Annotated in this window: 10 protein-coding genes; 6 read left to right on the top strand and 4 right to left on the bottom strand. The window is 47.4% G+C overall.

Going from position 1 to position 12,117, the window contains the following annotated elements; genetic code table 11:
• Positions 1-68 precede the first annotated feature (68 nt).
• The 3 genes from JYB87_RS09380 to bepA all read right to left on the bottom strand — a co-directional run bounded on the left by JYB87_RS09380 (position 69) and on the right by bepA (position 3,833).
• Entirely contained in the window at positions 69-1,697 is a 1,629-nt protein-coding gene (locus tag JYB87_RS09380) for a methyl-accepting chemotaxis protein (RefSeq protein WP_207353250.1), read from the bottom strand.
• A gap of 257 nt (positions 1,698-1,954) precedes the next feature.
• A complete protein-coding gene (gene arsC / locus JYB87_RS09375) occupies positions 1,955-2,305 on the bottom strand; it encodes an arsenate reductase (glutaredoxin) (RefSeq protein ID WP_207353249.1) in 351 nt (116 codons plus the stop codon).
• Positions 2,306-2,360: 55 nt separating this feature from the next.
• On the bottom strand, positions 2,361-3,833 hold the full coding sequence (gene bepA, locus JYB87_RS09370) for a beta-barrel assembly-enhancing protease (RefSeq protein WP_207353248.1): 1,473 nt from the start codon (positions 3,831-3,833) through the stop codon (positions 2,361-2,363).
• A 298-nt stretch (positions 3,834-4,131) separates the two neighbouring features.
• On the opposite strand from bepA, the gene JYB87_RS09365 reads away from it, so the two are divergent.
• The gene (locus tag JYB87_RS09365) at positions 4,132-5,211 is read left to right on the top strand and encodes an AI-2E family transporter (protein ID WP_207353247.1); all 1,080 of its coding nucleotides are present in this window, start codon (positions 4,132-4,134) and stop codon (positions 5,209-5,211) included.
• A 53-nt stretch (positions 5,212-5,264) separates the two neighbouring features.
• Here JYB87_RS09365 and msrA read toward each other — a convergent pair whose 3' ends face one another.
• The gene (gene msrA / locus JYB87_RS09360) at positions 5,265-5,744 is read right to left on the bottom strand and encodes a peptide-methionine (S)-S-oxide reductase MsrA (protein ID WP_207353246.1); all 480 of its coding nucleotides are present in this window, start codon (positions 5,742-5,744) and stop codon (positions 5,265-5,267) included.
• Between the two features lie 165 nt (positions 5,745-5,909).
• Here msrA and astE point away from each other — a divergent pair, with 165 nt between their 5' ends.
• From astE to nadA, 5 genes are all read left to right on the top strand, one after another.
• A complete protein-coding gene (astE, locus tag JYB87_RS09355) occupies positions 5,910-6,923 on the top strand; it encodes a succinylglutamate desuccinylase (protein ID WP_207353245.1) in 1,014 nt (337 codons plus the stop codon).
• A gap of 139 nt (positions 6,924-7,062) precedes the next feature.
• A complete protein-coding gene (locus JYB87_RS09350; protein ID WP_207353244.1) occupies positions 7,063-8,241 on the top strand; it encodes a thiamine pyrophosphate-dependent dehydrogenase E1 component subunit alpha in 1,179 nt (392 codons plus the stop codon).
• 2 nt (positions 8,242-8,243) lie between these two features.
• Entirely contained in the window at positions 8,244-9,221 is a 978-nt protein-coding gene (locus tag JYB87_RS09345; RefSeq protein ID WP_207353243.1) for an alpha-ketoacid dehydrogenase subunit beta, read from the top strand.
• Positions 9,222-9,230: 9 nt separating this feature from the next.
• Positions 9,231-10,829: a dihydrolipoyllysine-residue acetyltransferase gene (locus JYB87_RS09340; protein ID WP_207353242.1), complete on the top strand. Its 1,599-nt coding sequence runs from the start codon at positions 9,231-9,233 to the stop codon at positions 10,827-10,829.
• 151 nt (positions 10,830-10,980) lie between these two features.
• Positions 10,981-12,036, top strand: a complete 1,056-nt coding sequence (gene nadA, locus JYB87_RS09335) for a quinolinate synthase NadA (protein ID WP_228729830.1) — start codon at positions 10,981-10,983, stop codon at positions 12,034-12,036.
• The last annotated feature ends 81 nt before the right edge of the window (positions 12,037-12,117 follow it).

The following is a 12,117-nucleotide window of genomic DNA, read 5'->3' as shown; positions in this document are numbered from 1 at the left end:
CCGAAAGAATCAACAATACACAAAAAGTCAAAACATTAGCGCAACACCAAAAACGGTCGCGCTACAGATTAAACTTTGAATTTTGATACCACACGTTGTAATTCGTGCCCGAGCGTTGCAGCAGCGCTGATCGCTTGCTTACTGCTATCGATGGTCATGATGGTCTGGCTACTCTTATCGGCTAATTCCACCAGATTGCGGCTGATATCTTCAGTAACGTGGGCTTGCTGATCGGTTGCTGATGCCGTTTGTACTGACATATCGCTGACGCGATCAGTCGATTGCAAAATCTGCTGCAGCGAGGCCTGTGTTTCTTCACCTAGCGAGACACTCTCTGCCACCAAGTTCGCGCCGGTTTGAATTGACGATACAGCATCATTCACCCCAGTTTGCAGCGCTTCAATCATCTTTTGAATATCTTGTGTTGACTTCTCAGTTCGGCCAGCCAATGTGCGTACTTCATCGGCTACCACAGCAAAACCGCGTCCTTGTTCACCAGCGCGGGCCGCTTCAATTGCCGCGTTCAGTGCCAGCAGGTTGGTCTGTTCGGCAATATCACTGATCACATGTAGTACTTGGCCGATTTCGGTTGAGGTCGACTCCAGCTGTTTGATGATGCCAACTGCGTGAGAAATTGAATTTGATAGCTGGTTGATCTTGGTGACGGCATTTTGCAGTACTTTTGAGCTTTGAAGTGTCATGCCGTTAACATCTGCGATTTCATGCGAGGTATTGGTGGCAAGGCTTGCAACTTCTTTTACTGACGCCGCCATCTCGTTCACGGCAGTCACAATCATCTCGATCGATTGTCCTTGTTGATGGGTCAGTGACACGGTCTGCACGGATTGCTGTTCCAATACTTCAACTTGATTGCCCAACGAACTCGCGTTGTTCACCACGCTGGTGAACATGTTTTGCAATTGGGCGATAAATTCGTTAATCGCCACAATCAAATGATTCACTTCGGCAAGATTAGAGGTGTTAACCCTGCGGGTCAGATCGCCATCACCTTTACTTAGTTCGCGAATTTTCTGAGTAATGTCTTCAATAACCTGTGACACGACTTTGGGGCCAAAGTAGGAAGACAGCATAGCAAATATCACCATAACTGCGGTGATGATATTAATCATAAGGGAGTATTTGGCCGAGGTATCCTTCGCTTGCTGACTGACGTTTAGCGCTTCAGTATCAGCAGCCTCTCCGGCACGATTGTAGATACTGCGTAATTCACTAAATCCCTTTTTAGAATCACCCGAGTAGTTACTCAGAGCATTATCAAAATTATTGCGATTTACGGCAGAAATTGTAGCGTTAACCTGTTGTTTCCAGGTCGAAAATGAAGCCTCAAACCCATCGGTTGCTTGAACCACAGCGGGATATGCTTGCATTGCACTACGAAACTTGAGCATACGTTCGTGTGCTTGGTCTAAATTCTCGTTGATGGCATCGATCTCTTTCTGGCGCTGTTGTTCGCTTTTTGCGGTGGTAATTAATTGCAACTCAGCAACCTTTGCTTGGTAAAGATCTCTGTCGGCATTCAGAATTGCCGAAATTGCCGGATTAAATTTTTGTCCTACTTGGTCGAGCGCGTCCTCTTCTTTCCCTGCACGAAACCTATCAACTACCGCTAACAAAATAAGCGCTACTGCTAACGCCGAAAACAACACGGTAAAGCGTGAACGAAGGGAGTTAAACATTTATGGATTACCTCTTATCAATATTGCTTTTAAGAGTGTAGTAGATGTTTCACGAATCACATTAGCTATTGGTCGATAACTTCATGAAATCTGGTTATTTAAATCTCTTTAGAAGACTGTCGAATGATAAAACCCGTTGAGGGGCACGTCCATGTTAAGGCGTATTCGCGGACGTTTTAAACGTTAGTTGATATTGAAATAGCAAAAAAAAGAGCCACTAGTCTCAGCGGCTCTCAAGATAGACACGATAGTTGTGGTTAAAGAATTGCCAGTACGTTTTCTGGTGGGCGTCCAATGGCAACTTGGTCACCATTGATTGCAATAGGCCGTTCAATCAATTTTGGGGTGGCAACCATAGCCTCAATGAGTTGTGCTTCAGTGAGGCGTTCATCGGCGAGGTTTTGCTCTTGGTATTCGGCTTCTTTGGTACGCATTAGTTGGCGTGCACTGATATTAAGTTGTTTTAGCAGCCATTCAATCTTTGCTGCGCTCGGTGGTTGTTTCAGATATTCCACCACTGACACTTGTACTCCGCGTTGTTCAAGTAGTGCCAAGGTTTCACGGCTTTTTGAGCAACGTGGATTGTGGAATAAGGTCACGTCAGTCATCACCAAGTCTCCTTTAATTTGATTTTCAATGTGTTGCTATGGTGCCAATGCTAACTTAGTTCTGAAAGCGCTTCATTAATTCCTCTGCTTCACGGAATTGGCGTAGCTGCGCTTCAATTCGGGCAATCAGCAATGGTCGCCCCGTGGCTTCACGATATGAAAAGTTCAGCTGGTCGATGGCTCCGCGATAATCTGCTCGCAGCGCGCGCAGTTGAGCATTGGTGTAATACTCTTGGGCTTTGTCACCTAATTGACGATAAGCGTCATTTAACATCTCTATCGGCAGTAGGTTGTTCTTATCGTCGTACATCATCTGTTCTAGGATTGGGATTGCTTTATCCGCTTGCTTCGCTTCCAAATAACAGTTGGCAAGGTTGGTGTTAATCACTAATGACGTTGGCCGATACTTACGCTGCTCGGTTAGCAAGGCGATTGCTTGGTCATAGTCTTTCTTCATCGTGAGCAAATCGGTTTTGGTATCCAGATAAAACAGGTTGTCGGGATCAGTTTTGCGCAATGAATCAATAATTTGTTCCGCTTCGGCATATTGCTGCATGCGGAATAACGCCAACGCACGGCCATAGAGCGCTGCTTCTTTGATGGCGTAGTTTTGCTTCTTCAGCTGCTCGTCAAATAATGCTAAGGCGGCTTCGGGCGAATAACTTGAGAAGCGAACTTGAATACGGGCTTTGGCTAATTGAAAGTTGATATTAGGGGCAATATGCCGACTAGGATACTGACTCGCGCGGTCACGCGCTTCTGACACCCGCGATTCTGGAATAGGGTGGGTTAATAACATCGGCGGCATTTTGGTCGCATAGCGATATTTAGCAGCTAATTTGCCGAAGAATGACGATGCTGCTTCTGGGTCATAACCTGATGCCACCATGACCCGCATCCCGATGCGGTCGGCTTCTTGCTCGTTTTGTCGCGTAAAGTTGATCCGTGATTGGGTGCTTAACGCTTGCGTGCCCATTAGCGCGGCCATGCCTGCTTGTGGCGCTGCGACTGTCAGCAGAATCGCTCCGAGTACACCCGCTAAGGTTAATGGCGCATTGCGGCTTTGCGCTTCCATGGACCGCGCTAAGTGACGTTGCGTGACGTGGGTAATTTCGTGCGCTAATACCGAAGCCATTTCACTTTCGCTATCTGCATAGAGAAATAATCCGGTGTGCACGGCGACATGCCCACCGAAAAATGCAAAGGCGTTAATCTCGTCGTTCTGCAGCATAAAGAAGTAAAACGGTGTGTTCACATCGTCGGCGTGGGCGACTAAATTACTACCAAGCTCGGAGATATATTGCGCCAGCAATGGGTCATACAACACAGGCGCTTGCCCCCGGATGACTCGCATGTAGATGTCACCATACTGCATTTCACGATCCATGCTGAGGGTATTCACCGCTGCGGTGCCCAAATCAGGCAAATTATTACGCGCGGCAAAACTTTGCGAGGTGACGCCGATGGACAACGCGATAGCAACGGAGAGGAGCGATCTTTTGACGATACTGCTGAGATGCTTTTTCAAACTAAACCTATGGCGTAGACGAGGATGCAATTGACTGCACTAGCATAATGATCGACACGGGGCTAATGCAAGTCTGTCATATGGCAACAATCTTTTTTACAATCAGTGATTTTTAACAATACCTTAATCTTGCGTTGGATCGTTAAAATGTGGCCTTCTCTGCGAGTTTAAGACTAAAAATTTGTATTGATGTTCCCGCCTTTGCAAAAAAATGGCATATTTTGATGCTGCTTTACATTCGCGAAGATACGTTCTGCGTTCTTAGCCACACTACGCTGTAATTTACAGGATATCCTGCATGTTTGAATATATACGTCGTTGGTATCAGGCCCGCTTTAGCGATCCACAAGCGCTGACACTGATGTTTATTTTGGTGTTACTCGGGGTTGTTATCCTCTACGCCGGCAGTTTGTTGATGCCCCTTTTATTAGCCTTGGTATTTGCTTATCTGCTTGAATGGCCGGTGGCGAAAATGGCCAAGATAGGCATTAACCGCACCATGGCTGCATCGTTAGTGTTGCTGGTGTTCGTGACGGTCATGCTGATGATTACCTTTGGGGTGATCCCGAGTGTTTGGCGTCAGGCCACTGCGTTTATCGCTGAACTGCCAAAAATGCTCGATAAAGGTGTGGTGATGTTGCAGCATTTATCTCACGAGTATCCGCAATTTATCAGTAGCGCACAGATCGATACCATGATTGGCGAAGTGAAGCAGTTGATGGACTCTGAACACATGCTCAATATCATCAAGCAACTGCTGGGCTATTCAGCGTCGTTACTGGTGTTGATGGTATACGCGATTTTGGTGCCATTATTGGTGTTCTTCTTTCTTAAAGACAAAGACGAATTAATCCACGGTACTCGCCGCTTTTTACCGCGCGACCGTGAGCTAGTAAAGAAAGTTTGGTTAGAGATGGACCAACAAATTTTCAACTATATTCGTGGCAAAATCATTGAGTTAGTGATTGTGGGCGTGGTCAGTTATATCTTCTTCGCCTTGATGGGACTCAACTATGCTGCATTGTTAGGCGTTTCTGTGGGAATCTCGGTGCTGATCCCTTATGTGGGAGCGACCTTGGTGACCTTGCCAATTGCCGCTGTGGCCTTCTTCCAATGGGGCGCGAGTGCTGAATTTGGTTATTTGATGCTGGGTTACGGTGTAATTCAAGCGTTAGACGGCAACTTATTGGTGCCGTTGTTGTTCTCTGATGCTGTTGACCTTCATCCGGTGTTTATCATTGCCGCGGTGTTGGTTTTTGGTGGCCTGTGGGGCGTATGGGGCGTGTTCTTTGCGATTCCGTTGGCGTCGTTGGTGAAAGCAGTCATTAATGTATGGCCCAATGAAGATGAACCTCGGCAGCATCTCACTCATCCATAATCTTGATACAAGAAAGGCTCCAGTGGGAGCCTTTCTTTATGACAACAATTGCCTTAGTACTCTATGTGGCAACTTGGCAGATCGTTCTTTTGAATATAGTCCTGATGATATTCTTCCGCGCGATGAAACTGTTGCGCTGGCACGATTTCGGTAACGATTTGGCGTTGTCCCCATTTGCCGCTGCGCATCAGTGCCAATTTTGACGCTTCAGCTTGTGCCTTCTGGGTTTTATCGTGGAAAAATACCACGCTGCGGTACTGGGTGCCCATATCGGCACCTTGCTTGTTTAGACTGGTTGGGTTGTGGTTTTTCCAAAAAACCTCAAGTAGATCGTCATAGCTAACTTGAGACTCATCGTATTCAACTTGAACCACTTCAGCGTGACCTGTTGTTCCGGTTTTCACCTCTTTATAGGTGGTGGCGTTGTTATCGCCGCCCATGTAACCGCTGGTAGCGTTAATCACGCCGGGTACCTGACGGAAAAAATACTCAACACCCCAAAAACAACCTGCACCAAATGTGGCTAATGCCATAGTAATAAACACCATAGAAGTCTAGATGGCTATAATTTTGACAAAGCCTTTATAAGTTCGCAAGGGGCTAAACTAAAATGTTCCGAAGTTGAAGTCATGACCGCTATAACGTTTACTGCTAACATAGCGCGCAGCATTCTTACTTTGCCGTCAAAAAGGATCTTTATGACTGCCAAGCTTTGCCCTCTAACTGATTTTCTTGCCTTTACCCTGGCCAATACTTCAGTGCCTAACACACTGGGATATGCTGATTTTAGTGCCGAATTTATCGCACGTGGCATAGTGCAACTTACGCCAAAACAACCAAGTTCAACGGATATTGTGCTTTCCTGTGGTATTCACGGTAATGAAACCGCCCCAATTGAGCTGTGTAATCAATTGTTGGCTGAAATTGCCCGCGGCGAGCTGCAACTTAGACAAAGATTGCTGCTGATTTTGGGTAACCCTGAGGCAATGTTGGCAGAAACTCGCTTTGTCGATGAAAACCTGAATCGGCTGTTTTGTGGCACCCATCAAATCGGCCCTTGCAACATCGAGCGTCAGCGTGCGGCAATCATTGAAACCGCTGTCGCAGGCTTTTTTGCTGACGCAACACGCGCTCGCATTCATTGGGATCTTCACACGGCGATTCGCGGTTCCGAGCACGAAAAATTTGCCGTTTGCCCGTATCAGCCTGAACGCGGTTATCGGCAACAAACGTTAGCTTTGTTGGCCGAAGCCAGCATTGAAGCATTTCTGTTTAATCATGCAGCTGCTCATACATTCAGCTATCACAGTGCCCATCTATTTAATGCGGATGCATTTACCGTAGAGTTAGGTAAAGTAGCGCCATTTGGTGCTAACGATCTGACTAAACTTGAAAAAATGGCCTGCGTGCTGCGTAAGCTTATTGCTGCTGAATCGATAAATGTGGGCGCTGAACGCTTAGCCAAAACGGCTTTTTATCAGGTACGTCGTGTGATAAATAAAGATCATGACAGTTTTAGATTTAGTTTTAGCGATGATACCGCCAACTTTACCCGTTTCAAACAAGGCGATTTGATTGCAAGCAGCGAACAGCAAAGTATTTTTTGTGACACAGCAATCGAAGCGATTGTGTTTCCAAATGCTAAGGTACCCGTCGGCCAACGCGCGGCACTTTGTGTAGTTCCAGTACCGTTAGCGCAAGTGTGTATGTAAAGGAATTAATACGCAGGGGATACGCTAAACTTTAGGCAATAGAATCGGCTTTATTGCCGTTTGCGTAAACTTCCCTTAGTGTGCAGTCAATTATCAAACCTCGTGGGCACTGGCCCAGTGGAACGAAGAAGAGCACTCTATGAGTCAAAGTAACTTTTCTGAAGCAGTGATACATCGAGCGACTTTTATCGAGCGTGATTCACTGACCATTCCGATTTTAAAAATTCTACAGGCTGATGGCACCACCTACGAAGATGCCGTGCTGCCGCAAATCGATCAACAATTATCACAGCGGATTTTCGACGCCTGCATTTTTACCCGCGTGTTGGATGAACGAATGCTTGCCGCGCAACGTCAAGGCCGCATCAGCTTCTATATGACCTGTACTGGTGAAGAAGCCGCAGTACTTGGCAGTGTTGCAGCACTTGATGATGGCGATGTGATCCTAGCCCAATACCGTGAACACGCCGCATTGCGTTATCGCGGGTTTTCCACGCAGCAATATATGGATCAGCTGTTTAGTAATGAACAAGATTTGGGTAAAGGCCGTCAAATGCCGATCCATTACGGCATTAACGCGTTAAATTTCCAAACGATTTCTTCGCCTTTAGCGACGCAAATTCCGCAAGCTTCAGGTGTGGGTTACTCACTCAAATTGCAGCAAAAGCCGAATGTGGCTATCTGCTATTTTGGTGAGGGCGCCGCATCAGAAGGGGATTTTCACGCGGGGTTAAACATGGCGTCGGTGCATAAAGTGCCGGTGATCTTCTTCTGTCGTAACAACGGTTACGCCATCTCTACGCCTACTGAAGAGCAATACGCTGGTAATGGCATCGCCAGTCGCGGCTTAGGCTATGGCATGCACACCATTCGCGTTGATGGCAATGATATGTTGGCGGTGCTGGCTGCCACACAGCAGGCACGCGCGTATGCGGTGAAGCACTCTGCACCCGTGTTGATTGAAGCCATGACTTATCGGCTCGGCGCTCATTCATCGTCAGACGATCCATCCGGCTATCGTTCCAAAGATGAAGAGGCAAAATGGCAACAGCACGATCCGGTTAAGCGCTTCAAACTTTGGCTCATCAAAGAAGGCTGGACCACCGAGGCGGACGAGCAAGCGCTGTACAGCAAGTATCGAGATGAAGTGCTGGCAGCAGTGAAAGTGGCTGAAAAAGTGCCTTCGCCAAAAATCGATTTGTTGATTGAAGATGTATATGACCAACCGCCCCCAAGACTGAAACAGCAACTTGAGGAGCTGAAACAGCACATCGCCAAATATCCAAAAGCCTATCCAAAAACAGCAGGGAGACTGTAACCATGGCCAAAATGAACATGTTACAGGCGATTAACCAAGCACTGACGTTGGAGATGGAGCGCAATGACCGCATGCTTGTTTTCGGCGAAGATGTTGGCCATTTCGGCGGGGTTTTTCGTGCAACTTCTGGGCTGCAAGATAAGTTTGGTAAGGACCGCTGTTTCAATACGCCGCTCACGGAGCAGGGGATTGCGGGGTTTGCCAACGGTTTAGCGTCCAACGGCATGACGCCAGTGGCTGAAATTCAGTTTGCTGATTACATCTTTCCCGCATTTGACCAAATCGTGAATGAAGCGGCGAAATTTCGGTTCCGCTCTGGTAATCAATTTAACGTTGGCGGCTTAACCATTCGCACCCCATACGGCGGTGGTATTGCCGGTGGTCACTATCACTCGCAATCACCTGAGGCATATTTTACTCAGGTCGCTGGTCTCAAAGTGGTGGTGCCGCGTAATGCTTATCAAGCGAAAGGCTTACTGTTAGCCAGTATTCGCGATAACAACCCCGTGGTGTTTTTTGAACCGAAACGTCTATACCGCGCTTCAGTAAATGATGTACCTGAAGAAGATTACGAAATCCCTTTAGGCCAAGCTGAAGTCATTCAGGATGGTACTGATGTGACCGTATTGGCGTGGGGCGCACAAGTCGAAGTGGTGCAAAAAGCCTGCGATATGGCAAAAGAAGCCGGGATCAGTTGTGAACTCATTGACCTGCGCACACTTGCACCATGGGATGTTGAAGCCGTGGCGAAATCAGTGATTAAAACTGGCCGCTTGGTCATTAACCACGAAGCACCGCTCACTGGCGGTTTTGCCGGTGAAATTGCGGCGACGATTCAACAAGAATGCTTTTTGTATTTGGAATCGCCGATTATGCGGGTGTGTGGTTTAGATACACCATATCCATTGGTGCATGAAAAAGAATACATGCCTGATGCATTCAAGACCTTTGAAGCAATCAAAGCCTCAGTAAATTATTAGGAGTTGTTGATGATTAAGGATTTTATTCTTCCTGATATCGGCGAAGGTGTTGTTGAATGTGAGCTGATGGAGTGGCTGATTGCTGAAGGCGATAGCATTGCGGAAGATCAGCCGGTGTGCGAAGTCATGACCGATAAAGCCTTGGTGCAGATCCCTGCGCCTTATGCTGGGCTAGTGACCAAGCTCTTCTATAAACAAGGTGAAATCGCCAAAGTGCACCAGCCACTCTTTTCGGTGCAATTGGCTGATGAAACTTTGAGTGATGTCGTTACTGCTGCAGCAGTGGTTGAACCAGCGACTCAGTCGCTAAGCGCCCCATCGGTAATCGGCCAAGCATCAGGTGGCGCGTTGCAAGATTTCCTTCTGCCCGATATTGGTGAAGGGATTGTTGAATGTGAGTTGGTTGAATGGTTGGTTACTGAAGGTGAAGCGATTCAAGAAGATCAGCCTGTATGCGATGTGATGACTGACAAAGCCTTGGTGCAAATCCCTGCGATGTCTGCAGGCGTGGTTACCAAGCTTTATTGGCAAAAAGGTGACATTGCCAAAGTTCACGCACCGCTGTATCAAATCCAATTGGCGCAATCAGAGAGTTCTGCCGCTGTAGTGTCTGAGTCAGCAGCGACTCAAACTGCGCAAGTTTCGCAAACAACGGCTGCATCATCTTCGGCTGACGTTGTGCGTTCAGGTAAAGCGGTTGCAAGCCCGGCAGTAAGACGGATGGCGCGTAGCTATGATGTTGATATCGCCTTAGTGGCGGGCAGCGGTAAACACGGTCGTGTGTATAAAGAGGATATTACTCGCTACCTCGAAAGCGCTGCGCCCGAGGCTGTGAAGCCAGCGGCAACGAGCACTGTCGCTAAGACGATTGTTGATGCGCCCATTCAAGCAGCGGTGAATGCTGCTGCGGATCGCGTGCAGCCGATTAAGGGCGTGCAAGCAGCAATGGCTAAGCAGATGAGTGAATCAGTTGCGACAATTCCGCATTTCACTTACTGTGAAGAGATCGACATGACCGCATTAGTGAAGTTACGTGAACGGCTGAAATCAAAATACAGTAACGATGAACGTAAGTTGACCTTGATGCCATTTATCATGAAATCTTTGTCGTTGGCGTTAAATGAATTCCCGATCATCAATAGTCAGGTAAATGCCGCATGTACCGAGCTGACCTATAAATCTCGGCATAATATCGGCATGGCGGTGGACTCTAAAGTTGGCTTATTGGTGCCCAATATCAAAGATGTACAACAGAAATCGATTTTACAGCTGGCAACCGATATTACTCGCTTAACCAATGCCGCGCGTTCTGGTCGGCTTGCGGCTGACGATATGAAAGATGGCACCATTACCATTTCCAACATTGGAGTGATTGGTGGAACAGTTGCAACGCCGATCATCAATAAGCCTGAAGTGGCCATTGTTGCGCTCGGAAAAATCCAACGGTTACCGAGATTTGATGCCAACGGTAATGTCGAAGCTCGCGATCTCATGCAGATCAGTTGGTCTGGCGATCACCGTGTGATTGATGGCGCTACCATGGCGCGATTCTGTAATTTGTGGAAGCAGTACTTAGAATCGCCAGAAGAGATGATAGTCGCGCTGTAATTCAGCTGGTTTTCTGTTTATTGCTTTGAAGCCCCTTTGTTGGGGCTTTTTGCTGTTTGGCCGTAATTTGATAAACAAGTTACGCTTTCGTGACAGTTTTCGTATAATTCCGCCACCATAATTAACTGTCATCTGTCTTATGCCGCAAGAAATGCCGTCAATCTCGACTTTTAGTTATCCATTTCCGCCAAAGCCGACCCCGCTGTCTGAAAGCGACAAAGCGTTTTACAAAGCTGAAATTAAACAGCTTTTAAAACAAAGAAACGCCGTTTTAGTCGCGCATTACTATACCGATCCTGAAATCCAAGCCTTGGCTGAGGAAACAGGTGGTTGTGTATCGGATTCGCTGGAAATGGCGCGCTTTGGTAAAGAGCATCCTGCAGCGACCTTGATTGTTGCTGGGGTGAAGTTTATGGGAGAGACCGCCAAGATCCTTTCGCCCGAAAAGACAGTTTTGATGCCGACACTCGAGGCCACATGTTCATTGGATGTGGGTTGTCCCATTGAAGATTTCAGTGCCTTCTGTGATGCCCATCCAGACCACACTGTGGTGGTGTATGCCAATACCTCTGCTGCGGTTAAAGCCCGTGCCGATTGGGTGGTGACCTCAAGCATCGCACTTGAAATCGTTGAGCATCTAGACGCCGAAGATAAAAAAATTATTTGGGGCCCAGACCGTCATCTTGGCAGTTATATTGAGAAGCAGACCGGCGCAGAGATGTTGCTGTGGCAAGGCGAGTGCATCGTGCATGATGAATTTAAAGCCAAAGCCCTGCGTGAGCTAAAACTGCAATACCCAAATGCCGCAGTGTTAGTGCATCCAGAATCTCCAGCTAGTGTGGTAGAAGTGGCGGATGCAGTTGGCTCAACCAGCCAGTTGATTAAGGCGGCACAAACCTTACCTAATGACACTTTTATTGTGGCCACCGATAAGGGCATTTTTTATAAAATGCAGCAGGCCGCACCGGGTAAAACATTGATTGAAGCGCCTACCGGCGGTAACGGCGCGACTTGTCGCAGTTGCGCCCATTGTCCGTGGATGGCGATGAATGGTTTGCAAGCCATATATACGGCGTTGGCCTCTGAGCAAGCTAAAGCGCATGAAATCCATGTGGATGAGCAGCAACGAACTGGCGCCTTAGTGCCATTAACGCGCATGCTTGATTTTGCTTCAGAGCTGAAAATGCAGGTAAAAGGCAACGCTTAAGCTATATCCTTTTCCAATTGAAAAGCGCGGTCGCCGATAAGGTAATCGCGCTTTTTTTGATCTATCGCACATATTCCGCTA

The organism is Shewanella avicenniae (assembly GCF_017354945.1).
Lineage (GTDB): Bacteria > Pseudomonadota > Gammaproteobacteria > Enterobacterales > Shewanellaceae > Shewanella > Shewanella avicenniae.
Note: the sequence above shows the minus strand (reverse complement) of the source record. Positions and strands in the feature narration are given on the sequence as shown.

Coding starts and splice junctions, on each gene's coding strand:
- JYB87_RS09365 (WP_207353247.1), top strand. CDS start 4,132: ATGTTTGAATATATACGTCGTTGGTATCAGGCCCGCTTTAGCGATCCA.
- JYB87_RS09380 (WP_207353250.1), bottom strand. CDS start 1,697: ATGTTTAACTCCCTTCGTTCACGCTTTACCGTGTTGTTTTCGGCGTTA.
- msrA (WP_207353246.1), bottom strand. CDS start 5,744: ATGGCATTAGCCACATTTGGTGCAGGTTGTTTTTGGGGTGTTGAGTAT.
- arsC (WP_207353249.1), bottom strand. CDS start 2,305: ATGACTGACGTGACCTTATTCCACAATCCACGTTGCTCAAAAAGCCGT.
- nadA (WP_228729830.1), top strand. CDS start 10,981: ATGCCGTCAATCTCGACTTTTAGTTATCCATTTCCGCCAAAGCCGACC.
- JYB87_RS09345 (WP_207353243.1), top strand. CDS start 8,244: ATGGCCAAAATGAACATGTTACAGGCGATTAACCAAGCACTGACGTTG.
- astE (WP_207353245.1), top strand. CDS start 5,910: ATGACTGCCAAGCTTTGCCCTCTAACTGATTTTCTTGCCTTTACCCTG.
- JYB87_RS09350 (WP_207353244.1), top strand. CDS start 7,063: ATGAGTCAAAGTAACTTTTCTGAAGCAGTGATACATCGAGCGACTTTT.
- JYB87_RS09340 (WP_207353242.1), top strand. CDS start 9,231: ATGATTAAGGATTTTATTCTTCCTGATATCGGCGAAGGTGTTGTTGAA.